Below are 26,233 nucleotides of genomic sequence, written 5' to 3'. Positions count from 1 at the left end.
TCCATCACCTCGATGACGAAGGCGCGGCCATGAGCTTCCCGGACCTGGCGGCTTCGCTTGCGACCGCGATGCCGGAGTTGCGCGGCCGGCTGCTCGGCAACGAGGCGCTGGCGCCGCTGACCTGGTTCCGGGTCGGCGGGCCGGCGCAGGTGCTGTTCACGCCGGCCGACGAGGACGATCTCGCCTATTTCCTGGCGCGCCTGCCGGCGGAGATTGCGGTCTGCCCGATCGGCGTCGGCTCCAACCTGATCGTGCGCGACGGCGGTCTGCCGGGCGTCGTCATTCGCCTCTCCCCGCGCGGCTTCGGCACCGTCACGGCCGAGGGCGACAGCCTCCGCGCCGGCGCGGCGGCGCTCGACCGCCGCGTCGCCGAGGCCGCCGCCGCGGCCTCCATCGCCGGGCTCGAATTCTATTTCGGCATTCCGGGCTCGATCGGCGGGGCGCTGCGGATGAATGCCGGCGCCAATGGCGGCGAGACCAAGGACGTGATGGTCGAGGCGCGCGGCGTGACGCGGCAGGGCGAGATCCGCCATTTCAGCAATGCGCAGATGGGCTTCAGCTATCGCCATTGCGGCGTCGACGAAGGCGTGATCTTCACCCAGGCGCTGTTTCGCGGCCGCCTCGCCGAGCCCGAGATCATCCGCGCCCGCATGGCGCAGGTGCAGACCCATCGCGAGACCGCGCAACCGATCCGGGAAAAGACCGGCGGCTCGACTTTCAAGAATCCACCCGGCCACAGCGCCTGGAAGCTGATCGATGCCGCGGGCCTGCGCGGCTTCCGCATCGGTGGCGCCCAGGTCTCACAGATGCACTGCAATTTCCTGATCAACACCGGCGACGCGACCGGTGCGGATATCGAGACGCTGGGCGAAACCGTGCGGGCGCGGGTCAAGGCCCAGTCCGGGATCGACCTGCACTGGGAGATCAAGCGGATCGGGGTGGAGAAGAATTAACGCCGTGCGCCTTCAATCATCGGCGCGGCGAATCATCAGCGGAACGAAACGATGCGGATTACGATACTGTTCGGCGGCCTGAGCAAGGAGCGCCTCGTCTCGGTGGCGACCGCTCAGGCGCTGCATTCGGCGCTGCCCGACGCCGACCTGTGGTTCTGGGATGTCGACGGCAGTGTCCACGACACCAGCCCCGCGGCGCTGCTCGCGCATATCCGGCCGTTCGAGGAGCCGTTCAAGGCGGACGGCCGCAGCCTCGGCGCCATCGAACCGGCGCTCGACAGGGCGAGCGCCGAGAAGCGTCTGCTGGTATTCGGCCTGCACGGCGGCGTCGCCGAGAACGGCGAACTCCAGGCGATGTGCGAGATGCGCAATGTGCCGTTCACCGGCTCCGGCTCGGCCTCCTCGCATCTTGCGTTCGACAAGGTCGCGGCCAAGCGCTTCGCCGCCATCGCCGGGGTGCGGGCGCCGCAAGGCGTGGCGCTCGACGAGATGGAGGCGGCGCTCGCCGAACATGGCCGGCTGATTGCCAAGCCGGCGCGGGACGGATCGAGCTACGGGCTGATCTTCGTCAACGCGACCCAGGATCTGGTCGCGGTCCGCCATGCAGCGAAGACCGAGGACTATCTGATCGAGCCCTTCGTCGCGGGCGTGGAAGCGACCTGCGGGGTGCTCGAGCAGGCGGACGGATCGGTGATCGCGCTGCCGCCGATCGAGATCATCCCGGCGGACGGCGGTTTCGACTACACGGCGAAGTATCTCGCCAAGTCGACCCAGGAGATCTGTCCCGGACGGTTCTCCGCCGAGGTCACGGCGCAGATCATGGACCAGGCGGTCAGGGCCCATAAAGTGATGTCTTGCCGCGGCTATTCCCGGTCGGACTTCATCGTCTCGGCGAACGGCATGGTCTATCTCGAGACCAATACGCTGCCGGGCCTGACCAAGTCGTCGCTCTACCCCAAGTCCCTCAAGGTGCAGGGGATCGACTTCGTCGATTTCCTGAAGGGCCAGATCGCGCTGGCGGCACGGCGGACGCCGGTTTAACCGGCCGTCGGCCGCTAGTGTGGCGTCTCGCAATTGCCTACCGCCTTTGCGGCCAGTCTCTCGTAGGCAATTGCGAGACATAAGCCACACTAGCGCTTTGATTTTGCTAGTGTCCTTTATGTCTCCGAATTACCGTGCGAGGGTGAGGCAAATGAAGCGGTAATTCGGAGACAGGACACTAGAGCAGGCTCCGAGCGATGTGAATCGAATCAGGATTCCCGAATCGGCTGACATCTGATTCATGATTCCTGCCGCAGAATGGAGGCGGCTGGAATGGCGCTTTCCGACGATCTTCGCAAACGAGTGGTGGAGGCTGTCGTCTCGGGCGGGCTGTCGCGCAATGCGGCGGCGAAGCGTTTCGAAGTCAGCATTGCGAGCGCCGTGCGCTGGGTCAAGCAATTCGAGACGACGGGAGAAATGTCGCCGAAGCCGACTGGAGGCGATCGCCGCTCCGGCCGCATCGAAGCCCATCACGGCTATCTGATGGGTCTGATCCGGCGCACGCCGGACGTCACCCTGCTGGAGATCCAGGAACGTCTGATCAGGAATTGCGGCGAGCATTTTTCGAGTTCCGTGCTGTGGCGCTTCTTCGACCGTCATGGCGTCACGTTTAAAAAAAGACCGCACACGCCTCGGAGCAGCAGCGGCCGGACGTCCTGAAGCAACGCCTCGAATGGTTCGAGCGACAGCTCGATCTCGATCCCGAGAAGCTCGTCTTCATCGACGAAACGGGCGCCTCGACCAATTTGGCGCGCAAAGGCGGGCGTTGCCGGCGTGGGCGGCGGCTGCGCGTCGGCGTGCCGCACGGCCATTACAAGACGGTCACGCTCGTCGCCGGCATCCGCCTTCGCGGGCTCGTGGCGGCGAAGACCTATGATCGTCCGATCACCGCCGCCCTGTTCGAGGACTGGGTGGAACACTGCCTCGTTCCTACCCTCACGAAAGGCGACGTTGTCGTCATGGACAATCTGTCCGCCCACAAGGGGCCGCGGGTCAAGGAGTTGATCGAGGCCGCGGGCGCCGAGCTGCTCTACCTCCCGCCCTATAGCCCCGACATGAACCCGATCGAGAAGGCGTTTTCCAAGCTGAAAGCGCATTTGCGCAAAATCGCCGAGCGAACTGTCGCCGCCCTGATGCGCGCCCTCGAAACCTGCGCCGACATCTTCAAGCCCGCCCAATGCGCAAACTACTTCGCCGCATGCGGATATGATCCACCTTGATCGGAGTCTGCTCTAGTGTCCCCTTGTTTCCAACGTTCGTATGAGCGCCTGCTGCAATGGGATACGAACGTTGGAAACAGGACACTAGGAACCCTGGCGGGCCAGCCGGGGCGATCGGCCCAGGCCCGGGTTCCCTCGCTTTCGGTCGCCGTTAACGAGGCAAACTATTCTCCCGACGAGCTAAATCGCGTCCTGCCTGCATCGGCTTTACCATTTGTTTACCAGGACGTCCGAAGGTTAACGCTGGCGGCGCATGAGGCGCTTGGCTGCCGGGGCGTGAGCCGTGCGGATTTCCGCAACGACGATCGCATCGAGGGGACGGAGGGTCTGATCTGCCTCGATTCGACACCCAGCCGGCATGACCGAGACGTCACCTGCGCCAGAGCCTGCAATCGGTGCAGGCGCAACGTTTGACGAGCTCGTGGAATGGATGGTGGAGGACGCCTCGATCGGTCGTTGAGACAGACGAGGCCCCAGTCCGGACAGACGAAAACGCCGCGCCGCGGCGGAGCGCCGGCGCGCGCCGACGAGGTCCGCGACGTCTCGTTCGTGCGCGAGGACGAGCTGCCGCATTTCCTCGCCGTGCTGCATCGCCGCTTGCCCCGCCGTTTCGGCGCCTTCGCCACCCTGACCCTGCTCGCCGGCAGCCTCGCCTTCGGCGCGGTGCGTGGCGGTCATGTCGAGGCGGTCGCCACCGCGCTCAGCGATGGCCGCAACGCCGCGGCCAATTCGGTCGGCTTCCGCATCACCGAGGTCGGCATCACGGGGCGCAAGCAGCTGACCTACGACGAGGTCCTCGCCATCGGCGGCGTCACCGGCCGTTCGTCGCTTCTGTTCCTCGACGCGGCGACGGTGCGCGACCGCCTCAAGGCCAGCCCCTGGATCGCCGACGCCACCGTGCTCAAGCTCTATCCCGGCCGTCTCCAGATCGATCTGACCGAGCGCAAGCCTTTCGCCCTGTGGCAGCAGGACGGCGCGGTGTCGGTGATCGCCGAGGACGGCGCGGTGCTCGAACCCTGGGTGTCGCGCCGCTTCGTCTCGCTGCCGCTGGTGGTGGGCAAGGGCGCCGAGTCGCGGGCGAAGGATTTCCTCAGCCTGCTGTCGCAATATCCGCAGGTCCGCTCGGCGGTCCGCGCCATCGTCTATGTCGGCGAGCGGCGCTGGAATTTGCGCCTCAACGACGGCCTCGACGTCCGCCTGCCCGAGCAGGGGCTCGAGGAGGCGCTGGCGCTTCTGTCGAAGCTCGACCGGGAGGACCGCCTGTTCTCGCGCGATATCACCGCCATCGACCTTCGGCTGCCTGACCGCATCACCGTGCGGCTGTCCGACGATGCGGCCAAGGCCCGTGAGGATCTCCTCAAGGACAAGAAGACCACCAAGCGCAAGGGCAGCGACGCATGACGAGCCTTGACGGCCAGCAGACGCCCAAGACGCGCCCGATCCCGGCGGGACGGACCACGATCGTGGCCGCCCTCGATATCGGCACCAGCAAGATCGCCTGCCTGATCGCGCGGCTGAAGCCCTGCGGGCCGGCCGAGGCGCTGCGCGGCCGCAGCCATGCCATCGAGCTGATGGGCATCAGCCATATCCAGTCGTTCGGGGTGAAGGCCGGCGCCGTCGCCGATCTCGCCCAGTGCGAACAGTCGGTCCGCCAGGCTGTGGCGATCGCCGAACGCATGGCCAAGGTCCAGGTCGAATCCGTCCTGTTGTCGGTTTCTGCCGGCCGGCTGCAGGGGCAGCTGATCGAGGCGGCAGCCGATATTCGCGGCGGCACGGTGTCGCCGGACGACGTCGGCCGCGTCACCGGCACCGGCATGCGCCACGCCACCGGCGTCGGCCGCACCTCGCTGCATGCCTTGCCGGTCGGCTATTCCCTCGACGGCGTCAAGGGCATCCGCGATCCGCGCGGCATGGTGGCCCACCAGTTCGGGGTCGACATGAACGTCGTCACCGCCGATTCCATGGTGGTCAAGAACCTGATGCTGGTGGTGGAGCGCTGCCATCTCAACGTCGAGGCGATGGCCGCGGGTCCCTATCTCGCCGCGCTCTCGGTCCTGACCGACGACGAGATCGACACCGGTGCCGCGATCGTCGACATGGGGGCGGGAACCACGTCCATCGCGATCTATTCGACCGGACGTTTCGTCCATGCCAGCGGATTTGCGCTCGGCGGGCAACACATCACCATGGATCTTGCACGCGGGCTCGGCGCATGCATTGCAGATGCCGAGCGAATCAAGACTTTATACGGGACTGTGCTGACGGGTGGATCCGACGCTCGCGAGATGATGAGGGTGCCGGCGGTCGACGACCACGACCATGACGCTTCGCACATCGTGTCCCGCGCCATGATCGCCAATATCATCCGCCACCGTGCCGAGGAGATTTTCGAGATGGTCCGCGACCGGCTGGCGGAGTCGCCTTTTGCGGCAGAACCGCGCGCCCGCGTGGTTCTGACCGGCGGCGCCTCCCAGCTCACCGGCATCCCCGAACTCGCCGGCCGGATCCTCAACCGCCCGGTGCGGATCGGCCGGCCGCTGGGTTTCGCCCGGCTGCCGAACGAGGCCAAGAGCGCCGCCTTCGCGGTGCCGACCGGCCTGCTGGTCTATCCGCAATTCGCCCATCTCGAACATGTCGAGCCGCGCTACGCCCGGCAGGTCCGGACGGGGACTTACGGTGGCGGCTATTTCGGCAAGGTGGGGCAGTGGCTTCGTGAGGGATTCTGATGATCCGGCATCGGCATTCAGTGAGTTCACCATCGGCTTCGGTCATGGACCGCAGGCATTCCGGCACAACGCGCGCGTAATCGAGAGGCAGACATGACCATCAATCTCAACATTCCCGATATTCGCGAGCTGAAGCCGCGGATCACCGTGTTCGGCGTCGGCGGTGCCGGCGGCAATGCCGTCAACAACATGATCACCGCCGGCCTGGTCGGGGTCGATTTCGTCGTCGCCAATACCGACGCGCAGGCGCTGACCATGTCCAAGGCCGAGCGCATCATCCAGATGGGAACCCAGGTCACCCAGGGGCTCGGCGCCGGATCGCAGCCGGATGTCGGCGCGGCCGCGGCGCAGGAGGTGATCGACGAGATCCGCGATCATCTGTCGGGCGCCAACATGGTCTTCGTCACCTGCGGCATGGGCGGCGGCACCGGCACCGGCGCGGCGCCGGTGATCGCCAAGACCGCGCGGGAGATGGGCATTCTCACCGTCGGCGTCGTCACCAAGCCGTTCCACTTCGAGGGCCAGCGCCGGATGCGCACCGCCGAGGCGGGCATCACCGAGCTGCACAAGGTGGTCGACACCCTGCTGATCATTCCCAACCAGAACCTGTTCCGGGTCGCCAACGAGAAGACCACCTTCGCCGATGCCTTCGCCATGGCGGACCAGGTGCTCTATTCGGGCGTCGCCTGCATCACCGACCTGATGGTCAAGGAAGGCCTGATCAACCTCGACTTCGCCGACGTCCGCGCCGTGATGCGCGAGATGGGCAAGGCGATGATGGGAACCGGCGAAGCCACCGGCGAGAAGCGGGCGCTGACCGCGGCCGAAGCCGCCATCGCCAACCCGCTGATCGACGACTCCTCGATGAAGGGCGCCCGCGGCCTCCTGATCTCGATCACCGGCGGCAAGGACCTCACGCTGTTCGAGGTCGACGAGGCGGCCACCCGTATCCGCGAGGAGGTCGACCAGGACGCCAACATCATCGTCGGCGCCACCTTCGACGAATCACTCGATGGCGTGATCCGCGTTTCGGTGGTGGCCACCGGCATCGACCAGACCGCGACCGCCCGGCTGACGGCGGCGGCGCCCGCCGCCGCTTCCGCTCCCGGTGTCGACGGCCGTCTCGCCGATCTCACCGCGCGCCTGAAGGCCGACAATGCCCGCATGGCGGAGCGTCTCGCCAAGCAGGAAGCGGCGCAGAAGGCCGGCGGCGCGCCGGCGTCCGCCCCGCTCCAGAACGCCGAGAACATCGATCGTGCAGCCCTGGCGGCGATCGCCGCCGCGGTGTCGCCGGGCCAGACGGCGGCCCCGGCTTCCGCCCCGATGCAACCGGCCGCCTATGGCGACGTCACCATCCGTCCGATCCAGAACAGGTCGATGGCCTTCAGCGAACACGCCGCGCCGGCGCAGCCCCAGGAGGCCTCGCTCCCCAGCACGTTCATTCCGCCGGCGGCGGAGCGGGCTCCCCTGCGTGCGCCGCGCATGCCGAAGTTCGAGGACCTGCCGATGCCGGCCCAGGCGCAGATTCGCCAGGCCAGCGGCGAGGTCGAGGAGGAACATCCGCAGAAGACCCGGCTGTCGCTGCTGCAGCGCCTTGCCAATGTCGGCCTCGGCCGGCGTGACGACGACCACGAGCCGCCGGTCTCCGGTCGCGGCGCAGGTCCCGGCATGCAGATGCCGCCGCTCCAGGAACGCAAGCCGCAGCGGCCGGTGCCCCAGGCCGGCGCCGGCGAGCCGGTGTCGGAATATGCGCGCCGTCCGGCGCCGCAGGGACTGGACACCCATGGCCGTCCGGCGCCGCTGCCGCCGGCCCAGGGCGACGACCACCTGGATATCCCCGCCTTTCTGCGGCGGCAGTCCAACTAGTGTGGCGTCTCGCAATCGCCTACCGCCTTTGCGGCCAGTCTCTCGTAGGCAATTGCGAGACATAAGCCACACTAGCGCTTTGATTTTGCTAGTGTCCTTTATGTCTCCGAATTACCGTGCGAGGGTGAGGCAAATGAAGCGGTAATTCGGAGACAGGACACTAGTGTGGCGTCTCGCAATTGCCTATGCCCTTTGCGGCAAGCCCCTGTAGGCAATTGCGAGACATAAGCCACACTAACACTTTGATTTTGCTAGTGTCCCTATGTCTCCGAATTACCGTGCGAGCGCGAGGCAAACGTAGCGGTAATTCGGAGACGGGACACTAGTGTCCCGTTTCCAACGTTCGCAGGAACGTTGGAAACAAAGGAACTCTAGCACATCCACCGCACTGGCGGTCTGTTACAGAGCGATCGTCACAAAAAAGTCCCGGCCGGCTGCGGTCGGGACTTTTTCGTTGATGTAGCGGAAATTATAAGCATCTGATTTTTAAAGTGAATTCCGCCTGAAGAGGGGCTTGCCAGGGGCGCCGAATTTGGTTAACGGGCGGCGCAAATACGGCGGAGTTGGGGTAACAATCGGTAAAAAAGCGTGACTGGCGCGACTCCTGCTGAAGAGTATGGTGACGCCACTAAGGGGTGTTCCTGGGGTGCGGCAACGCGTCCTTCGAGAACTTTAATACACGGGGACTACAGTACTTTCGGGGACTAGGATCTGCTGAATCATCGGGGGAAATGATGGTTCAAAGGTTTTGTGCCTCTCGGGGACTTTGGGACTCGGCTTCGCAATTGTGACTTTGGGGATACCGACGGTTTAGCCACGGTGTGGCGGCAACAACCGGCCGGAATGAAGTCGAAACTGGGCACGTTCGGGATGAAATTCAGCCGGCAAACGACGCTTCGCACGCTCGTGACGGTCACAGGCGTTGGCGTCCATTCAGGCTCGAAGGTCAATCTTACGCTCGGACCGGCTGAGGTCGATGCCGGATACGTCTTCGTTCGCACCGGCGACGGGATCGACCGCGAAGTTCGGGCCAGGCCCGGCGCGGTGGTCGCGACCGAGCTCGCAACCGTGCTCGGCGACGGCGAAGGTCCGCTGATCTCCACCGCCGAACACGTCCTGGCCGCGCTGCGCGGCATGGGCGTCGACAACGCCACCATCACTGTCGACGGTCCGGAAGTGCCGATCATGGACGGCAGCGCCGGGCCGTTCGTCGCCGCGATCGATCGCGCCGGCGTCGTGCAGCAGGCCGCGCCGCGTCGCTTCATCGAGATTCTCAAGCCGGTGCAGGTCGCGATCGGCGACCGCGTCGGCGAATTCCTGCCCTACGCCAACGGCTTCCGCGCCGAGGTCGAGATCAGCTTCGATAACCCGCTGATCGGTCGCCAGCGCTATTGCCTCGAGCTCACACCCGAATCATTCCGCCGCGATGTCGCCCGGGCCCGCACCTTCGGCCGGATGAGCGACGTGCAGCAGCTGTGGCAGGCCGGCTACGCGCTGGGCGCCTCGCTGGACAATTCGGTGGTGTTCGATGCCGATCGGGTGATGAATCCGGAAGGCCTGCGCTATTCCGACGAATGCGCCCGCCACAAGGTGCTCGACGTGATCGGTGATCTCGCGCTCGCCGGATTGCCGCTGCTCGGACACTATCGTTCGGTGCGTGGCGGCCACAAGCTGAACAACCTGGCGCTCACCACCCTGATGGCCGACCGCAGCGCCTGGCGCGTGGTCGAAGCCGAGCCGGCGCTGAAGCGGCGCCCGGCCCGTGGCCATGCCGAAGTGGTCGGCGGCATGCTGGGTGGCCTGGTGCCGGCCTATGCCCCGGACGTGTCCTGAGGCGGTTAATCGGTCGCTCGGTTAATCATTGATCCGTTGAATCGCATGGCCGGGCTCGTCCCGGCCATTGCTGTTTGTGGTGGCGGCGGCGCACCTCAAGGCACGTCGAGGCAGGCCGCGGTGGATAGCGGCCGGCCTTGGGGAACCCGCCGGCGGCTTCGCCTTAATCCCGGCGAAATGTGTACCTACTGCGTTGGTAAAGGCAGGTTTTTCAGCTAGATAAGCGCGCCGCGATGACCTCGCGGAGGCCGATCGACGGGGCGGTCGCGGCAGCGATGCCGGCGCGCTGTGTCTGGGGATTGTATGCCAGGGGACGGACCTGCGATCGGTCCGGCACCTTTTCGGCGGGTTTGGGGTCGACAGGTTGGTTAAACGCATGACGTTCACGGGCGAAGCGGCGGTCTCGGTCGACGCAAAGGTTTCCCGCATCAGTGCGGCATTCGGACGGCGTCTCATGCTGGCTGTCGCCGGGGTGACGCTGTCGATGTCGCTCGGCGGCTGCGGCACCGGCAACATCATGGACAAGTTCTTTTCCAAGGATGAGAACTTCGTCGAGGAGCCAGCGGACAAGCTCTACAATGAGGGCTTGTACCTGATGAACGAGAAGAAGGACATCAAGGGCGCCACCAAGAAGTTCGAGGAGGTCGACCGCCAGCATCCCTATTCGACCTGGGCGCGCAAGTCGTTGCTGATGTCCGCCTATGCCTCCTACGAATCCGGCGATTACGATTCGGCGATCGGCTCGGCGTCGCGCTACATCAGCCTGCATCCGGGCACGCCGGATGCAGCCTATGCGCAGTATCTGATCGCCGCCTCCCATTACGACCAGATCCCCGACATCAGCCGCGACCAGGGCCGCACCGAGAAGGCCATGAATGCGCTGGAAGAGGTGATCCGCAAATATCCGGATTCCGAATACGCCAACTCGGCGAAGAAGAAGCTGGAGGCCGCGCGCGACCAGCTCGCCGGCAAGGAAATGGCGGTCGGCCGCTATTACATGGACAAGCGCGACTTCACCGCGGCGATCAATCGCTTCAAGCTGGTGGTGACCCAGTATCAGACCACGCGCCATGTCGAGGAAGCACTGGCGCGCCTGACCGAGGCCTACATGGCGATCGGCGTCGTCGGCGAAGCGCAGACCGCCGCCGCCGTGCTTGGCCACAACTTTCCGGACAGCAAGTGGTACAAAGACGCGTATAATCTAGTAAAGTCCGGCGGTCTCGAGCCGAGCGAGAACAAGGCCTCCTACATCAGCAAGGCCTTCAAGAAACTGGGTCTCGGATAGGAAATCCACCGACATGCTGGCGCGCCTTTCGATCCGTGACATTGTCCTGATCGAGCGGCTCGACATCGATTTCGCCCGTGGCCTCGCCGTGCTCACCGGCGAGACCGGCGCCGGCAAATCGATCCTGCTCGATGCCTTCGCCCTGGCGCTGGGCGGCCGCGGCGATTCCGGCCTGGTGCGCCATGGTGCCGAGCAGGGCCAGGTCACCGCGGTCTTCGACGTGCCCAAGAAGCATCCGGCGGCCAAGATCCTCGCCGACAACGGCCTCGACGACAGCGGCGAAATGATCCTGCGGCGCATCCAGTTCGCCGACGGCCGCACCCGTGCCTATCTCAACGACCAGATCATCAGCGTCCAGACCCTCAAGGCGGTCGGCAGCGCGCTGGTCGAGATCCACGGCCAGCACGACGAACGCGCGCTGGTCGATGCCGCGACCCATCGGCGGCTGCTCGACGCCTTCGCCGGTCTCGACAAGGAGGTCGTCGCGCTCGAGGACCTGTGGGGGGCGCGCAAGACGGCGCGCGACGATCTCGAGGAGCATCGCGCCGGCATGGAGCGCGCCGCGCGCGAGGCCGACTACCTGCGCCATGCCTCCGACGAATTGAGCAAGCTCAGCCCGCAGACCGGCGAGGAGACCGCGCTGGCCGAGCGGCGCACCGCGATGATGCAGGGCGAGAAGATCGCCCAGGACCTGCGCGAGGCGCTCGAGGCCGTCGGCGGCAATCATTCGGCGGTGCCCGCGCTCGCCGCCGCGGTGCGGCGGCTGGAGCGCCGCGCCGCCAATTCGCCGAAGCTGGTGGAGCCGGCGGTGCGCGCCATCGATGCCGCGATCAATTCGCTGGAAGAGGCCGAGCAGCATCTCAATGCGGCGCTGGTGGCGGCGGATTTCGATCCCGCCGAACTCGAGCGCATCGAGGAGCGGCTGTTCGCGCTGCGCGCGGCGTCACGCAAATATTCCACGGCGGTGGACGACCTCGCGGCGCTCGCCGAACGCTTCAAGGCCGATGTCGCGCTGATCGATGCCGGCGCCGAGCGGCTGAAGGTGCTGGAGAAGGCCGCGGCCGCGGCGGACGGCGCCTATGCCACGGCGGCGCAGAAAGTCTCGGTGGCCCGCGCCAAGGCTTCGGAGCGCCTCAACAAGGCGGTCAATGCCGAACTCGCGCCGCTCAAGCTGGAGCGGGCGAAATTCATGACCCAGGTCGAAAGCGATGTTGCTTCGCCGGGTCCGCAGGGCATCGACCGGGTCGAATTCTGGGTGCAGACCAACCCCGGCACCCGTCCCGGACCGCTGATGAAGGTCGCCTCGGGCGGCGAGCTGTCGCGCTTCCTGCTGGCGCTCAAGGTCGTGCTGTCGGATCGCGGGTCGGCGCCGACGCTGGTGTTCGACGAGATCGACACCGGGGTCGGCGGCGCGGTGGCGGACGCCATCGGCGCCCGGCTGGCGCGGCTCGCGGGCAAGGTCCAGGTCATGGCGGTGACCCATGCGCCGCAGGTTGCCGCCCGCGCCGACCAGCATCTTCTGATCTCCAAGGCTTCGCTCGACAAGGGCAAGCGCGTCGCCACCCGGGTCGCGGCGCTGGCCGACGAGCATCGCCGCGAGGAGATCGCGCGCATGCTGGCAGGCGCCGAGATCACCGCCGAGGCCCGCGCCGCCGCCGAGCGGCTGCTCCGCGCCGCCACCGCCTGAGCGCGCCATGCCGGCAAGGAAAACTTCGGTGAGGAAGCCGGCGGTCAAGCCGGCGGCACTCGCGGTGGAGCAGCTGACGCGGCCCCAGGCCAAGGCCGAACTGGTGCGTCTCGCGCTGGAAATCGACGCTCACGACAAGCGCTACTACCAGGACGACGCGCCGACGATTTCGGACGCCGCTTATGACGGGCTGCGTCGGCGCAGCGACGCGATCGAGGCGCGCTTCCCTGATCTGTTGACCGCCGCGTCGCCCTCGCAGCGGATCGGCGCCCAGCCGGCTGGCCGTTTCGCCAAGGTCCGTCACGCGGTGCCGATGCTTTCGCTCGGCAACGCCTTCAGCGATGAGGACGTCGCCGATTTCGTCGAGCGGGTGCGACGTTTCCTCAAGCTCGATGCCGAGGAGGCGCCGGCGGTCGTCGCCGAGCCCAAGATCGACGGCCTGTCGCTGTCGCTGCGCTACGAGGGCGGCGAACTCGTCACCGCCGCGACGCGCGGTGACGGCTTCGAAGGCGAGGACGTCACGGCCAACGTCCGCACCATCGACGACATTCCCGGGCACCTGAAGGGGCGCGACGTGCCACGGGTGTGCGAGATCCGCGGCGAGGTCTACATGACCACCCGGGATTTCCTGGAACTCAACCGCAAGCAGGCCGAGGCCGGCGAGCAGGTCTTCGCCAATCCGCGCAACTCCGCCGCCGGCTCGCTTCGACAGAAGGACCCCTCGGTGACCGCGTCGCGGCCGCTGAAGTTCTTCGCCTATGCCTGGGGCGAGATGAGCGAGATGCCGGAGACGACCCAGTTCAAGATGGTGCACTGGATCGCCAGGACCGGCTTCGTCACCAATCCGCGGATGAAATTGTGTGCCAGCGTCGAGGAGATCCTGGCCTATTACCGCGACATCGAGAGCCGGCGCGCTTCTCTCGGCTACGATATCGACGGCGTCGTCTACAAGGTCGACCGGCTCGACTTGCAGCAGCGCCTCGGTTTCGTCTCGCGCAGCCCGCGCTGGGCGATCGCCCATAAGTTCGCCGCCGAGCGGGCGACCACCGTGATGAACGGCATCGACATTCAGGTCGGCCGCACCGGGGCGCTGACGCCGGTCGCCCGGCTCGAGCCGGTGACGGTGGGCGGCGTCGTCGTCGCCAACGCGACGCTGCACAACGAGGACTACATCAAGGGCATCGGCAGCGACGGCGAGCCGATCCGCGGCGGCGTCGACATCCGCGTCGGCGACACCGTCGTCGTCCAGCGCGCCGGCGACGTCATCCCGCAGATCGTCGAGGTGGTGCTCGACAAGCGGCCGAAGCACACCAAGGCCTACGTCTTTCCCGCCACCTGTCCGGCCTGCGGCAGCCGCGCGGTGCGCGAGGAGGGCGAGGCGGTGCGGCGCTGCGCCGGGGCGCTGATCTGTCCGGCCCAGGCGGTCGAGCGCCTCAAGCATTTCGTCTCGCGCAACGCCTTCGACATCGAAGGCTTCGGCGACAAGCAGGTGCAGGAATTCTTCGACGCCGGCCTCGTCAAGTCGGACGCCGACATCTTCACTCTGGAGCAGCGCGACGCGCGCTCGTCGAAGAAGCTGGTCGACCGCGAAGGCTACGGCACGGTCTCGGTGCGCAACCTGTTCGCCGCGATCAACGAGCGGCGCAGGATCGAGCTTCACCGCCTGATCTTTGCGCTGGGCATCCGCCATGTCGGCGAGGGCAATGCCAAGCTCCTGGCGCGCCATTACGGCACCATCGAACATTTCATCGAGGCCATGCGCGCCGCCGGCAAGGGGCACGACAGCGAAGCCTTCCAGGACCTCGATGCCATCGAGGGCATCGGCGACGTGGTGGCGGAGGCGGTCGTCGAGTTCTTCGCCGAGCCGCGCAACCGCAAGGCCCTCGACGAACTGCTCGCCGAGATCGAGGTGCTGCCGGCGCAGCAGGCGCGTCGCGATACCCCGGTGGCCGGCAAGACGGTGGTGTTCACCGGCAGCCTGACCCGCTTCACCCGCGACGAGGCCAAGGCGATGGCCGAGCGCCTCGGCGCCAAGGTCGCCGGTTCGGTGTCGAAGAAGACCGACTACGTGGTCGCCGGCGACAGCGCCGGCTCCAAGCTCGACAAGGCGCGCGAGCTCGGCGTCAGCGTGCTGACCGAGGACGAATGGCTGGACCTCGTCGGATAGCGCTGTGGATCTGAATGGACGCGGGCTCGTGAAGCGCTCGTGCTGGATCGCTCCGCGAAAATCTCCGAACTTTTCGAAGTATATGAGCCGCGTCAAATCATAGAGATTGGTGAGTCCACCGCTCCGAAAAGACGTGGATGGCCGGGACAAGCCCGGCCATAACGATCCGAGGGGACGCTGCCCTCGTCAACCAATTCGCGCCCTGGGCGCGTAACGCGTCGCCGCCGCGCCGGTCCACTCTCCGTTGCCTTAGCCCGCAGGCAGATGTCTGCACAACACTCGTCATGGCCGGGCTTGTCCCGGCCATCCACGTCTTTCTTGCTACCAAAGAGCGGGGTGGATTTGACATTCGCTACCGACTGGACGCGGGCTCGTGAAGCGAATGTCAAATCCATAGGCGCTCGCTGCGGGGACATGCGAACGTTAGAATCGGGACGCACGAGAGGTTTCAGCGGTCACGCCGGAGCCAAGTGCACCAGCTCCGGGCGTGACCGCCACCCCCGCCCGAACTCGGCTTCAGCGGCTGTCTCCGGAAAGGGGAGGTTGGATCTTTCCGGATCGCGCTCAGCGGCCGAGCAGGAGCTCCAACGCACCGCCACCGGGCGGCGACGTCACCAGATAGATTGCGATCAGCAGGGCGACGAAGATCGCCAACGTCAGCCAGAACAGTTCGGCATCGCTTCGCGATGCGGGCTGTTCGGGCTGCTGGCGTTCGTCCGCCGCTTCGTCGGTCACGGCCGTCACGGTCATGACGGGGTCGAGAGGCGCAGCACCCTCGCCGACAGATCGTCGCTTCGATGGCCGCCTTGCGGCGCGGTGACGCGATAACGCCCGATCAGCACCAGCGTCGTGGCGATGAAGAGCGGCGCGAACAACGCCGTCCCGGATCGCGGCGCCATCATCTGGCCGCTCGTCATCGCCCGATCTCCTCGCTCGATGCCGTGGCATAGCCGGTGGCGAGGGCGCTCACCTGCGCCGGGGCGGCGGCTTGCCATGAGCCCTCGACGGCGGCCGGCCTGGTGCCGATCGGGCTGAAGGCGAGGAACAGAACGAAAGCGGCCGCTGCGATGCCGCTGCTGGCGAACAGGCCGACGATCCACAAATCGTCGCGGCGGTCGGACGGGCTCTGCCTGTCTGGGTGGGTCATGGCGGCCTCCTCCTTCTCCCGGAAGCACGGCCAATTTAGCGCCGGTTTGGCCGGAGAGGTGTGAGGTGGCTCACATATGACAGCGACGTTATCGCATAGGCTGCGAGGCGCACGGGGCCAGGGGCGATCGTCCGGCTCAGCGCGACGCCGTCGCCTCGTCGGCCGCGGCGCCTTTCAATGCAGTCCGATCAACAATCACGACGGCGCCATGCCCGAGACGAACCCAGCCGAGGCCGGCCCAGACGCGGAGCTGCCGATTGATGCTCTCGCGCGACATCCCGATCATCTCGCTGATTTCCTGCTGGGTGACCGAAATCTTGCCGGTCCTGGCGAATGCCGGATCGCGTTCGCCGAGCCGGAGCAGGGTCTTGGCGAGCCGGGTCGGCAGGTCCGGCAGTCCGATCTGCTCCGCATGCTCGCTGACCCAGCGCAATCGCCGACACAGCAGTTCGATCAGCCGCATCAGCAGGTGCGGCTGGGATTCCATGAAGGGCAGGAAATCGCGCTTGTCGATGGCGAGGATCTCGCAGGGGGTGTTGGCGACGGCGTCGGCCGTCCGCGCCGAACCGTCGAGGAAGGCGATCTCGCCGAACAGCTCGCCGGCGCCGACCAGGTTGAAGGTGGTGCTGCGGCCGCTGGCGCCGGCGATCCCGATCTTGACCGTGCCGCTGATCACCGCGAGCAGCCGGTCGCCCGGGTCGCCCTTGGAGAACACGATGGCGCCCTTGCGATACTTGCGCGTCTTGGCATAGCGCCCGAGGCGTTCCAGCGTCGCGCCGTCGAGGTCGCCAAAGATCGGCAGGGCGCGAAGAAAGGCGAGCTTGGCGTCCGGTGGGCTGCGGGCATCGCGCGGCATGGTGGTCCGTCTTCTCGGCGGGGCCGCCGGCAAGGGGTGGCGCGGTTGCGAGGGCGGGAGCGGGCCGGCCCGCGCCATTGTCCGGCGGGGTTGAAGAGGTTAATGATGCCGATCAGTATTTTTGTTTCCCATTGTTTGACCAATTGCAAGCCGCTCCCGACGCATGGAGCGCGTCTCGGGTCGCGGCCGGTGCGGAGGTTCAGTCCGTGAGCACCCAATCCGTCAGTACTCGATCGGTGACCACCCTCGCCGAAGCGCCGGCCAGGGATCGTTCCGCGGGCGCATCGGGCGGCCCGTCGGGTGGCTCCGGCACCGACGCGCCGATCGGCAGCGCCGGCTGGACCGGGCAGGCGGTCGCGCGCGTCCGCCTGGCTCTGGCGATGCTGGTCTATCGCGCCACCTGCTTCCTTCTCAACCACATGGGGCCGTTCAGGCTGTTCTTTGCCGCATTGCGGCGGATCCGGCCCGTGGCGCTGATCGGCAACTTCCTATGGGTGACCCGCGCCGAGGATGTGCGCGAGGTCCTGGCGCGGTTCGAGGACTTTCAGCTCGGCCAGGTCATCGAGCCCGGGATGCCCTGGGGAACCTTCATGATGACCATCGACTGGCGCAGCCAGCACGCGCTCGAGCGCGGCCTGCTGCAGAGCATGGTCAAGCCCGAGGACACCGCGCTGATCCGCAGCCTCGCCGCGGCCGAGGTGGCGCGCCATCTCGAGACCGCGTCCGGGCGGATCGACGTGGTGGCCGAACTCGCCGAGCCGGTGGCGGTGCGCATTGCCGCCGATTATTTCGGCATTGCACTCGCCGACCCCCGCCGGATGGCCGACGTGATGGCCGATCTCGCCGGCATCATCATGGTCAATCCGCCGGTCGGCTCGGAGTCCTGGTCCCGCTCGCGCGCCAGCATCGCCGAATTGACGCAGGCCGTGGTCGGGCGCATCGCCGCGCACGAGGACGCGGCAGCGCCGGCCGGGGCCGCGGCCGACGACCTTCTCGCCCGGCTCGTCCGCCGCAAGGCCGAGGACCATGCACCGGCCTGGCTCGACGACGACTGGATCCGCCGCTATCTCACCGGCCTCGTCGGCACCGGCGGCGCCACCATCGTGCGGGCGAGCGCCCATGCCATCGATCAGCTGCTGGCGCATCCGGACGGATTGAAGCTCGCCCGCGACGCCGCGGCGCGACTTGCTCTCGATGCCGCCGATGCCGCGGCGGCCGCGCATCTGCGCCAGGCGATCTACGAGGCGCTGCGCTTCCGGCCGATGCTGCCGCTGCTCGTCCGCGACTGCCCGCGCGACACCGTCATCGCGGCGGGCACGCCGCGCGCCCGCCTGGTCAAGGGCGGCACCAGGGTCATGGCGCCGCCGCTGGCCGCGATGTGGGATCCGGCGGCGGTGCCGGCGCCCTCGGTGTTCTGCGCCGACCGGTCGCAGGATGCCTATCTGTTGTTCGGCCACGGCGCCCGCGCCTGCTTCGGCCGCTACATCGCCGATATCGCCCTGTTCGAGATCGTCCGCGCCGTGGCGCGGCTGCCGAAGCTCGCGCGGGCAGGAGGGCGCGACGGCGACGTCGGCTATCAGGGGCCGGCGGCGCGCTCGCTCACGGTGACGTTCGATCGCGGCGGGACGGCCTGATGCCTTCGGTCGTCACCATCATCGTGCCGCTCGCCGCCGACAAGGCCGAGCCCTGCAGCGACTATCTGCGCGCCAATGCCGAACCGCGGCCGGACTTCGCCGACGGCAGGCTGCAATGCCAGCCGCTGTTTCCGTTCGACGAAGTCACGAGCCTGCATTTCTGCAGCTTCGTGATCCTGCCGGCCGAGGCCGGTTTCGGCCCGCGCCTGGTGTTCGAGGCGACCATCGACGGCAGCCGCACCGATTTCCTGCGTGCGCTGCTCGGCGTCGCGGGCGAGGGGCTGCACGACATCTTCCGTCATTGCGAGGGCTATCCGGCCGCCGGCATCGCCGAGCCCGAGCTGGTGCGGGAATTCCTCGAAACCCACGACATCGGCTGCCATGCGTTCTTCACCGGCGCGCCGGGCCGGTCGGTCGCCCAGATCCAGGACGAGAACCGGCTGCACGGCGGCATCGTGCGCTATCTGCGGCGCCAGTGGCAGGATCGCGTCGGCGCGCCGGGCCGGCTGCCGGCGATCTTCGACTTCATCCGGCGCGATTTCGTCGCCAACCATCGCGACAATCGCTGGGCGATGTCGCCGGCGAGACTGCCGTGGGAAATGACGGCCCGCGCGCTCGTCGCGCTCGCTGCGCTGATCGCGGCGGTCGCGCTCGCCTACCTGTTCGGCCGAATCCTGTCTCACCTCTTTCCCGCGCTCGAGCCGTGGGCGCTGTACGCCGCGCTGACGGCAACGACCGAGGCGGCGGGAGATCCGGGGAGCAAGGTGATCGCCGCCTTCGCCGCGGTGCTGCCCGACAACGTGTTTTTCGAGGGGGGGCGGCCGGCGCTGCCGATGCTGGTCGGCGTCACGCTGCTGTGGGGCGCGCTGCGCGGCGGCGGACTGGTGCTGGGCGGCCTCAGCCACCATCCGCGCGACCAATCCTTCGCGCTGCGCTTTCTGTTGCATCTCGCGGTGATCTTCAGCTTCGTCATGACGATCTTCCTGGCGGGTTCGGTGCTTCGCCTCGTCATCGCCGGATTGGAGCAGGAGCGGCCGGCCACCGGCGTCGTCGCCTTCGCGGTCGCCGCCTTGGCGCTGGTCGTCACGGTCCTGATCCTGGCGGCGCTCGACCATGCCCTGGTGTCGCTGCGCCTGATGGTCGAGCTCAAGGCGCTGTCGCCGGGGCGCGAGCGTCTGCGCCGCGCCGCGCGGGATCTCGTCATCTATGCCATGGTGCTCACGGCCGCGATCGGCCTTCTGATCATCGCGCGCCAGAGCCCCTTGACGCTCGGCCATGACGTCGCCGACCGCCTGCGCGGCTGGCTCGGCAACGGTTACGAGTTCATGGCCTATGTGATGCTCGGGGTCGTCGGCGCCTATGCTCTGGGCCTGTTGCTGTTCGCCATGATCCGCGCCCTCGAGCTCCGCGACCGCACCGCCTATGCCGACGCCTCCGGACTGATCGCGCGCGCGGCAGACAACGTGCCGAAATATGCCCGCGAGGAAGGCGGCATCAACACCTACCAGAATCACTTCGCCAGTCTGACCTACGTCAAGGGCGGCGTGGCGCGGCGCGTGCTGCTGCGCGTGGCGCTGTTCGCGGTCAATCTGCTGGCGCGCTGCTGGTTCAACCGCGGCGAGCTCGGCGGCATTCCGACCATTCTCTCGGCGCGCTGGGTGATGATGGACGGTGGCCGACGGTTGCTCTTCCTCGACAATTACAGCGGCGCCTGCGACAGCTATCTCAACGAATTCATCGATCTTCCCGGCTTCAAGGGCCTGAACGCGATCTGGACGAACACCTTCGTCCACGCCGACGGCCGCCGCACCAGTTTTCCGGCGACGCAATTCCTGCTCTGGGGCGGCGCCCAGTCCGAGCAGCCGTTCAAGGCCTATGTGCGCCAGAGCCAGATCGAGACCCTGGTGTGGTACAGCGCCTATCCGACGCTCGCCACCGTCAACGTCAACGCCAATACCGATCTGCGGCAGGCGCTGAGCGGCACACTCGCGCCGTGCGAGGTCGACGCCGTGTTCCAGCGCCTCTAATCGAAGGTCCGAGATGGAAAAGGTCGAGTGGCACGATGTTCAGGGACTGGTGCTGAGCGGCTACCCGCAGCTGCCGTTCTCCGCCTATGTGCCCTGGCGCCTGCGCGAGGGCGAGGGGGCCGCGGCGCGCACCTGGCTGAGAAGCCTTGCCGGCCAGCTGATGCGTGCGGGTCCGAACGACACCGACGACGACACGCCGACGGACGGCGCCGAAGATGGTCGCGCGGGACCGCATATTCGTCGTCTCAAGGGCGGCGGCGGCGAGGTGGTGCGCGAGGCGGTCAACATCGCCTTCACCGCATCCGGCCTGCGGGCGTTTTGCGGAACTGGCGGGATCGCGCCGTTCTCGCTCGAATTCGTCGAAGGCATGGCGCCGGCGCGCGATGGCGCCGGCAGGCCGTCGCGTCGCACCAACGTGCTGGGCGATCTCGGCCAGTCCTCACCGGCGAACTGGGAATGGGGCGGCTGGGGCGGCAACGATGCCATCGATGGATTGTTGATGCTGTTCGCCCCTGACGCGACCGGCCTCGAGGCCCTGCTGGCGCGGCAGCTGGCGGCAATGGCGCCCGTTGCGGTGCCGCTGGTCGCCCCCGACAGCGGCGGGCCGCTGGTGTTGCCCGGCCGGGTCTTCGACGACCGCACCGAGCATTTCGGCTATCGCGACGGCATCTCCCAGCCGATCATCGAAGGCTCGCCCAAGGCCCATCGTCATCGCGACGACGCCGAGGCGCGGCGGGTGCATTTCGTCAAGCCGGGCGAATTCCTGTTCGGCTATCGCAACGAGCGCCGCGTGCGCAGCGGCACCGACGACCTGCGGCGCAACGGCAGCTATCTGGTGCTGCGCCAGCTCGAACAGGATGTGGCGGCGTTCTCGGACTTCGTCGCCCGCGCCGCCGCGGCGCTGCCGGACGACGAGCCCGACGCCAGCAAGCGCGAGTGGATCGCGGCGCGGCTCGTCGGCCGCTGTCCCGACGGCCGGCCGCTGGCGGCGCCCGCGGACGGCACGACGGCCGGCGACTCGGAAGCGGCACCTGAGCAGGACAACGACTTCCTCTATTACTACAATGACCGCTTCGGCTTGCGCTGCCCGATCGGCGCCCATATCCGCCGCGCCAATCCGCGCGACACCAAGGGGCCAGATCCGGACACCGCGTTGCAGCTGTCCAAGATGCATCGCCTGATCCGCCGCGGCCGGATGTATGGCGAGCGCTTCGATCCGGCGCGGCCGGAAGACGGCGGCCGTCGCGGCATCCTGTTCATGGCGTTCAACGCCGACATCGCCGGCCAGTTCGAGATGATCCAGCACTCCTGGCTCAACAGCCGCCATTTCGGCGACCTTCACGTCGGCACCGATCCGATCGGACACTTCGCCGACGATGACGACGCGGTGGTGATCCAGAACCGGCCCGTCAACATCGTGGTGCCGCGGCCGAAACCCTTCGTGCGGGTGCGGGGCGGAGCCTATTTCTTCCTGCCGGGCATCGACGCGGTGCGCCGGCTCGCCGGCTGAGGCGCATCAGAGTGGCGTGCTGCCGGCTGTCTTCATGTGGTCCGGGCTGCGGCCAACGGCGCGCGGCGCGCCTCGGCCTCCCGGCAGGCACTGAGCAGCGGGAGCATGCCGCAGGATTGGGCCAGCGCGGCGCAGCGGCGATAGGCGTCGGCGGCCTCGCCGTCGGCGCCCTGGTTCGCCGCGATGTCGCCGATGAGCTTGAGCGCATAGCCCTGCTGGGGCGGCTCGCCGCGTTCGATCGCCAGCGTCAGGGCGCGCTCGGCGACGCTGCGCGCCTCGGCAATGCGCCCGGCCCGCAGGAAGGCATGGCCCTGGGCGATGAACAGGTAGCGCCATCCCCAGGCGTGCTCGGCGAGCGGCACGTCGAGCTTTTCCGGCGCGCTCAGGATGTCCAGCGCGGCGTCGAGATCGCCCATCGCCAGATAGGCCTCTCCCATCCGCGTGGCGAAGATCGGATACATCTGCACGATCTCGCGCTCGAGACAGCTCAGCCAGGTCGGCTTGAGCAGGGCGATCGCCTCATGGGGGCGGCCCTGCGCCGTGCGCAGCCGGCCGAGCACGTGGTTGATGTTGGCCCGCGAATAGGAGTGGTCGGCGCTCTCGGCGCGCCGGCTGCCCTCGAGCGCGAAGGCCTCGGCGCGGGCGTAATCGCCGATTTCGATCAGCGAGTCGGCGATGAAGGTGCGCACCAGCACGGTCGGGTAGCACGCCCATCCGGCGCGCTTGACGTCCAGTTCGGGCGTCTCACAGGCCATGCACTGCTCGTGCAGGGCGATCGCCTCGGTGAAATTGCCGCGCTCGTGATGAATGAAGCCGATCGCGTGCAAGGCGGCGAAGGTCAGCACCGGCTCGTTGACCTTGAGCGCATTGGCCACGGCGCCCTTGGCGGCTTCCATGGCCGGATCGTGCTCGCCGAGCCGCCACAGGGCGGCGGCAAGCTGGCAGCCCAGCGCCGTCAGCCGGATCAGATCGGTCGATGAATCGGCGAGCGCGTTGGCCTCGCGCAGCACCGCGGCGATCTGCCGATGGCGGCCCAGCGGCTCCAGCGCGGTCTGCACCGTGAGGCGCAGATCGATTTCCGCCCGCGTGCGTGCCGGCGACGGCGGCCAGTGCGAGATGGTCTCGAGGCCGCGCTCGTACATCGAGATCGCGTCGAGATAGGCGCCGCGCTTGAGCGCGCGGCGGCAGGCCCGCAACTGATAGGGCAGCGCCTTGTCCCACAATTCGGCGTGGAAGGCGTGGTCGGCGAGGCGGTCGGCATGTTCATTGAGACGGTCGGCGAAGCGACGCTCGAGGATCTCGACGGCCTTGGCGTGCAGCGAGCGGCGCAGGCCGACCAGCATGCTGTTGTAGGCGACGTCGCGGGTGAGTTCGTGCTTGAAGCGATAAACCTCGCGATCGGAATCCTCGCGGAGGAGGAAGTCGGCCTGTTCGAGGGCATCGAGCTCGCCGGCGAGGCTCTCGATCGGCATCCCGACCATCTCGGCGAGCACGGCGACCTCGACGCTGCTGCCGACCACGGCGGCGGTCTGCAGCAGGGTCTTGGGCATGCCGTCGAGCAGGTCGATGCGCGCCGCCAGCACCGAGGTGATGGTCGGCGGCACGTCGATGCGCGGCGCCGCGGCGGCGACGCGATAGCGGCCGGGCTGGCCTTCCAGGATGTTGCGGTCGCGCAGCGCCTGGACCAGTTCCTCGACGAACAGCGGGTTGCCCTGGGCCTGGTCCAGAAGGGTCTTCTTCAGCGCGGCGAGGCCGGCATCGCGGCCCATCAGCCAGTCGAGCAGCTGCCGCGACATTGCCGGATCGAGCGCGGAGAGGTCGATCCGCGTCAGATGCGGGCCGAGCGGCCGGGCGTTGGGTCGCTGGGTGGCGAGCAGCAGGATGCGCCTGCCGGCGAGCTCCGCGGCGATGCTGCGCACGATCAGCGCCGTCTCGGCGTCGATCCAGTGGACGTCCTCGACCAGGATCAGGAGCGGCGTCCGGCGCGCCTGGTTGAAGGCGAGGGCCTTGAGCGCGTCGATGACCTTGTTGCGGCGCTCGGTCGGCTCCAGCCGGCGCCATCGCGGATCCTCGCTCTCGATGTCGAGCAGCGACAGCACCGGCGGCAGCAGGGCGGGGTTGATGCGCCGCATCACCTCGGCGGTGCGCTCGGCCACCTTCGCCGGCGAATCCTCCGGTTCGACCCCGATCATGGTCCGGATCAGCGCCGACACCGGATGATAGCTGGAATTCATGCCATGGGCGACGCAGGCGGTCTCGAACACGGTCCAGTCGTCGGGCAGGTGGCCGAGAAGGTCGTGCACCAGCCGCGACTTGCCGAGCCCGGCATCGCCGGACAGGACGATGGCCTGGCCGTTGCCGGCGGCGGCGCGCTCGACCGCCTCGATGAGGGTGCGCAGGTCGGCGCGCCGACCGACCAGCAGGCTGAGCCCGCGCGAGGAGCGCACCTGCCACCGCGTCCGCTTGCGCACCTCGGTCAGCTCAAAGGTCTCGACCGGTTCGGCGATGCCCTTGACCTTGGCGAGCCCGCGCGGAATCGCGGTGATGAAGCCGTCGGCGAGCTGGGTCGTCGCTTCCGACAGGATGATGGCGTTGGGCGGGGCGAGGTCTTCCATGCGCGCGGCGAGGTGAACGGTCTTGCCCACCGCGTCGTAATTCATGGCGAGATTGCTGCCGATCGAGTGGATCACCACCTGGCCGGAATTCATGCCGATGCGCAGCGCCATCGATCCGCCGGTCGCGGCGTTGTGGTCGGCGATCGCCTGCTGCATGGCGAGCGCCGCCCGGCAGGCCTGCACCGCGTGATCCTCGCTGGCGATCGGCGCGCCGAACAGCGCCATGATACCGTCGCCCAGGGTCTGGTTGACGAAGCCGTCGAAGCGGTGCACCGCGTCCATCAACAGCCGCAGCGCCGGTCCCAGCACGTCGAGGGCCTCTTCGGGGTCGAGCCTGTCGATCAGCGCGGTGGAATCGAGAATGTCGGCGAACAGCACCGTGACATGCTTGCGCTCGCCGAGAATGGCGTTGCCGGAGCGCTGGATGTGCTTGGCGAGGCTCGGCGGCACGCTGGACTGCAGGAAAGTGCTGGCGTGGTGGCCGAAGGCGCTCGGCAGGGTTTTGGGCCGGCCGCAGCCCGCGCAGAAGCGCGCGGCCGGCCCGAGCGCGAAACCGCAATGCACGCACGTCAAGGTGATATCACCGGTCACACCATGCTGCCCTCATGCTGCTCGGCAGCCCTATGGTCCCAAAGCCCCGATCCGGATGCAATCCGACGATAGCATGGAGCCCGACACGCTCAAGTCCTGCCGGGAACTCCTTGTAGATTTGGCAACCCGCGGGGCGGGAATTAAATGGGCCGGACCGGCCGATTAAATCAGCGTCACGTGGCGGTCACGGTCCCTTTCGCCGGGCGCGCCACCCCGGACTCGGGCGATCCGTGCCGCGGGCTGGAGTATCAGCTGGCCGATGTCTCCGAACCGGGCCGGTGCGCCGGAGAGCTGTCTTGTTGTCGCCGGGCTCGACCGGACGATCGCGTCCTCACGACAGCTGGTTGAGCGTCTTGGCAAAGGACTCGATGTGCTCATGCATCGCGGACGCGGCGAGGCCGGCGTCGCGGCGCTTGAGCGCGGCGACGATCCGGCCGTGCTCCTCGATGGTCTCGGCGCGATGCGCCTCGTTGCTCAGCGACAGCGCCCAGAAGCGGGCCGAGCGGTCGTTGAGATTCTTGAGGATGGCGGCGATCACCCGGTTGCCGCTGGCGGTGGCGATGATCTCGTGGAAGCGCTGGTCGAGGACGATCAGTCCGGCGAGGTCGTCGCGCGCCAGGCGCCGGCTGTCGGCGACGATGGCGGCGAGATCCTTGACCGCGGCGTCGGGAATGCGCTGGGCGGCGAGGGCGGCGCAGGCCGGCTCGTTGACCCGCCGCGCCCCGACGAGGTCGAAGAAGTCGTCCATCGACAGCGGCGGGATGACGATGCCCTTGCGCGGCACGATCTGGACGAGGCCCTCCAGCGCCAGGCGATGGCAGGCCTGGTGGACCGGCGTGCGGCCGAGGCCCAGTTCGTCGCAGACGATGGCTTCGTTGAGCGGCGTGTTCGGCGGCAGCGCGAGCGTGATGATCGCCGCTTTCAGCCGTTCATAGGCAATGTCCGCCTGATTGACGGTCCTGGTCCGGTGCAGGCCGGCCCGGGTCTTGTCGCCGGCGAAAGGTACCTGGGCCCGCTTGGTGGCCGTCTTGCTCATTGTTTTCGCCATGGCTGCCCGGATTCGCCCACCCTTTAT

General features: G+C 67.6%; 19 protein-coding genes and 1 pseudogene. 14 read left to right on the top strand and 6 right to left on the bottom strand.

What is annotated here, in order from left to right; translation table 11 throughout:
• The first annotated feature begins 29 nt into the window (after nucleotides 1-29).
• From murB to ligA, 11 genes and pseudogenes are all read left to right on the top strand, one after another.
• Nucleotides 30-953, top strand: coding sequence for a UDP-N-acetylmuramate dehydrogenase (gene murB, locus DB459_RS02725; RefSeq protein ID WP_253711426.1), 924 nt, complete (start codon nucleotides 30-32; stop codon nucleotides 951-953).
• Between the two features lie 51 nt (nucleotides 954-1,004).
• Nucleotides 1,005-1,994, top strand: coding sequence for a D-alanine--D-alanine ligase (locus DB459_RS02720; protein ID WP_253711425.1), 990 nt, complete (start codon nucleotides 1,005-1,007; stop codon nucleotides 1,992-1,994).
• A gap of 273 nt (nucleotides 1,995-2,267) precedes the next feature.
• Nucleotides 2,268-3,214, top strand: a protein-coding gene (locus DB459_RS02715) for an IS630 family transposase (RefSeq protein WP_253706644.1) whose coding sequence is annotated in 2 segments (ribosomal slippage) — nucleotides 2,268-2,607 and nucleotides 2,607-3,214 — 948 coding nt in all. Because the reading frame shifts where the segments join, the coding sequence is not laid out codon by codon here.
• A 129-nt stretch (nucleotides 3,215-3,343) separates the two neighbouring features.
• Nucleotides 3,344-3,674: pseudogene (locus tag DB459_RS02710) on the top strand (D-alanine--D-alanine ligase); the annotation flags it as partial.
• A complete protein-coding gene (locus tag DB459_RS02705; RefSeq protein WP_253711424.1) occupies nucleotides 3,641-4,615 on the top strand; it encodes a cell division protein FtsQ/DivIB in 975 nt (324 codons plus the stop codon). The pseudogene DB459_RS02710 and the gene DB459_RS02705, both read left to right, overlap by 34 nt.
• Complete coding sequence (gene ftsA / locus DB459_RS02700; protein ID WP_253711423.1) at nucleotides 4,612-5,940, top strand: cell division protein FtsA; 1,329 nt, start codon at nucleotides 4,612-4,614, stop codon at nucleotides 5,938-5,940. Before DB459_RS02705 ends, ftsA begins: the two co-directional genes overlap by 4 nt.
• A 93-nt stretch (nucleotides 5,941-6,033) precedes the next feature.
• Complete coding sequence (gene ftsZ / locus DB459_RS02695; protein WP_253711422.1) at nucleotides 6,034-7,806, top strand: cell division protein FtsZ; 1,773 nt, start codon at nucleotides 6,034-6,036, stop codon at nucleotides 7,804-7,806.
• Between the two features lie 870 nt (nucleotides 7,807-8,676).
• Entirely contained in the window at nucleotides 8,677-9,639 is a 963-nt protein-coding gene (lpxC, locus tag DB459_RS02690) for a UDP-3-O-acyl-N-acetylglucosamine deacetylase (RefSeq protein WP_253713748.1), read from the top strand.
• A 454-nt stretch (nucleotides 9,640-10,093) separates the two neighbouring features.
• Nucleotides 10,094-10,924, top strand: a complete 831-nt coding sequence (locus tag DB459_RS02685) for an outer membrane protein assembly factor BamD (RefSeq protein WP_253713747.1) — start codon at nucleotides 10,094-10,096, stop codon at nucleotides 10,922-10,924.
• Between the two features lie 13 nt (nucleotides 10,925-10,937).
• Entirely contained in the window at nucleotides 10,938-12,611 is a 1,674-nt protein-coding gene (recN, locus tag DB459_RS02680) for a DNA repair protein RecN (RefSeq protein ID WP_253711421.1), read from the top strand.
• A gap of 7 nt (nucleotides 12,612-12,618) precedes the next feature.
• Nucleotides 12,619-14,778, top strand: a complete 2,160-nt coding sequence (gene ligA / locus DB459_RS02675) for an NAD-dependent DNA ligase LigA (RefSeq protein ID WP_371926850.1) — start codon at nucleotides 12,619-12,621, stop codon at nucleotides 14,776-14,778.
• Nucleotides 14,779-15,342: 564 nt separating this feature from the next.
• Here the strand turns inward: ligA and DB459_RS02670 are convergent.
• From DB459_RS02670 to DB459_RS02655, 4 genes are all read right to left on the bottom strand, one after another.
• Nucleotides 15,343-15,528, bottom strand: coding sequence for a hypothetical protein (locus DB459_RS02670; RefSeq protein WP_253711419.1), 186 nt, complete (start codon nucleotides 15,526-15,528; stop codon nucleotides 15,343-15,345).
• Nucleotides 15,525-15,695, bottom strand: coding sequence for a hypothetical protein (locus DB459_RS02665; protein WP_253711418.1), 171 nt, complete (start codon nucleotides 15,693-15,695; stop codon nucleotides 15,525-15,527). Before DB459_RS02665 ends, DB459_RS02670 begins: the two co-directional genes overlap by 4 nt.
• Nucleotides 15,692-15,925 (bottom strand): hypothetical protein, encoded by a 234-nt coding sequence (locus tag DB459_RS02660; RefSeq protein WP_253711417.1) that lies wholly within the window; start codon nucleotides 15,923-15,925, stop codon nucleotides 15,692-15,694. The genes DB459_RS02665 and DB459_RS02660 overlap by 4 nt, the downstream gene beginning before the upstream one ends.
• A gap of 136 nt (nucleotides 15,926-16,061) precedes the next feature.
• Entirely contained in the window at nucleotides 16,062-16,781 is a 720-nt protein-coding gene (locus DB459_RS02655; protein WP_253711416.1) for a Crp/Fnr family transcriptional regulator, read from the bottom strand.
• A gap of 206 nt (nucleotides 16,782-16,987) precedes the next feature.
• Between DB459_RS02655 and DB459_RS02650 the strand changes: the two genes are divergently transcribed.
• The 3 genes from DB459_RS02650 to DB459_RS02640 are packed head-to-tail and all read left to right on the top strand — an operon-like array spanning nucleotide 16,988 to nucleotide 21,952.
• Complete coding sequence (locus tag DB459_RS02650) at nucleotides 16,988-18,415, top strand: cytochrome P450 (protein ID WP_253711415.1); 1,428 nt, start codon at nucleotides 16,988-16,990, stop codon at nucleotides 18,413-18,415.
• Entirely contained in the window at nucleotides 18,415-20,442 is a 2,028-nt protein-coding gene (locus tag DB459_RS02645; protein WP_253711414.1) for a hypothetical protein, read from the top strand. Before DB459_RS02650 ends, DB459_RS02645 begins: the two co-directional genes overlap by 1 nt.
• A 13-nt stretch (nucleotides 20,443-20,455) precedes the next feature.
• The gene (locus DB459_RS02640) at nucleotides 20,456-21,952 is read left to right on the top strand and encodes a peroxidase (protein WP_253711413.1); all 1,497 of its coding nucleotides are present in this window, start codon (nucleotides 20,456-20,458) and stop codon (nucleotides 21,950-21,952) included.
• Between the two features lie 32 nt (nucleotides 21,953-21,984).
• On the opposite strand, the gene DB459_RS02635 is transcribed toward DB459_RS02640, so the two are convergent.
• Complete coding sequence (locus tag DB459_RS02635; protein ID WP_253713746.1) at nucleotides 21,985-25,131, bottom strand: adenylate/guanylate cyclase domain-containing protein; 3,147 nt, start codon at nucleotides 25,129-25,131, stop codon at nucleotides 21,985-21,987.
• A gap of 358 nt (nucleotides 25,132-25,489) precedes the next feature.
• Nucleotides 25,490-26,194 (bottom strand): GntR family transcriptional regulator, encoded by a 705-nt coding sequence (locus tag DB459_RS02630; protein ID WP_253711412.1) that lies wholly within the window; start codon nucleotides 26,192-26,194, stop codon nucleotides 25,490-25,492.
• Between the last annotated feature and the right edge of the window lie 39 nt (nucleotides 26,195-26,233).

Origin of the sequence: Bradyrhizobium sp. WD16, from assembly GCF_024181725.1 — a bacterium.
Taxonomy (GTDB): Bacteria; Pseudomonadota; Alphaproteobacteria; order Rhizobiales; family Xanthobacteraceae; genus Bradyrhizobium_A.
Note: the sequence above shows the minus strand (reverse complement) of the source record. Positions and strands in the feature narration are given on the sequence as shown.

Bases quoted from the DNA above. Each gene is read 5' to 3' on its own strand.
- murB (WP_253711426.1), top strand. From the start codon at position 30: ATGAGCTTCCCGGACCTGGCGGCTTCGCTTGCGACCGCGATGCCGGAG.
- DB459_RS02720 (WP_253711425.1), top strand. From the start codon at position 1,005: ATGCGGATTACGATACTGTTCGGCGGCCTGAGCAAGGAGCGCCTCGTC.
- DB459_RS02705 (WP_253711424.1), top strand. From the start codon at position 3,641: ATGGATGGTGGAGGACGCCTCGATCGGTCGTTGAGACAGACGAGGCCC.
- ftsA (WP_253711423.1), top strand. From the start codon at position 4,612: ATGACGAGCCTTGACGGCCAGCAGACGCCCAAGACGCGCCCGATCCCG.
- ftsZ (WP_253711422.1), top strand. From the start codon at position 6,034: ATGACCATCAATCTCAACATTCCCGATATTCGCGAGCTGAAGCCGCGG.
- lpxC (WP_253713748.1), top strand. From the start codon at position 8,677: ATGAAATTCAGCCGGCAAACGACGCTTCGCACGCTCGTGACGGTCACA.
- DB459_RS02685 (WP_253713747.1), top strand. From the start codon at position 10,094: ATGCTGGCTGTCGCCGGGGTGACGCTGTCGATGTCGCTCGGCGGCTGC.
- recN (WP_253711421.1), top strand. From the start codon at position 10,938: ATGCTGGCGCGCCTTTCGATCCGTGACATTGTCCTGATCGAGCGGCTC.
- ligA (WP_371926850.1), top strand. From the start codon at position 12,619: ATGCCGGCAAGGAAAACTTCGGTGAGGAAGCCGGCGGTCAAGCCGGCG.
- DB459_RS02670 (WP_253711419.1), bottom strand. From the start codon at position 15,528: ATGACCGTGACGGCCGTGACCGACGAAGCGGCGGACGAACGCCAGCAG.
- DB459_RS02665 (WP_253711418.1), bottom strand. From the start codon at position 15,695: ATGACGAGCGGCCAGATGATGGCGCCGCGATCCGGGACGGCGTTGTTC.
- DB459_RS02660 (WP_253711417.1), bottom strand. From the start codon at position 15,925: ATGACCCACCCAGACAGGCAGAGCCCGTCCGACCGCCGCGACGATTTG.
- DB459_RS02655 (WP_253711416.1), bottom strand. From the start codon at position 16,781: ATGCCGCGCGATGCCCGCAGCCCACCGGACGCCAAGCTCGCCTTTCTT.
- DB459_RS02645 (WP_253711414.1), top strand. From the start codon at position 18,415: ATGCCTTCGGTCGTCACCATCATCGTGCCGCTCGCCGCCGACAAGGCC.
- DB459_RS02640 (WP_253711413.1), top strand. From the start codon at position 20,456: ATGGAAAAGGTCGAGTGGCACGATGTTCAGGGACTGGTGCTGAGCGGC.
- DB459_RS02630 (WP_253711412.1), bottom strand. From the start codon at position 26,194: ATGAGCAAGACGGCCACCAAGCGGGCCCAGGTACCTTTCGCCGGCGAC.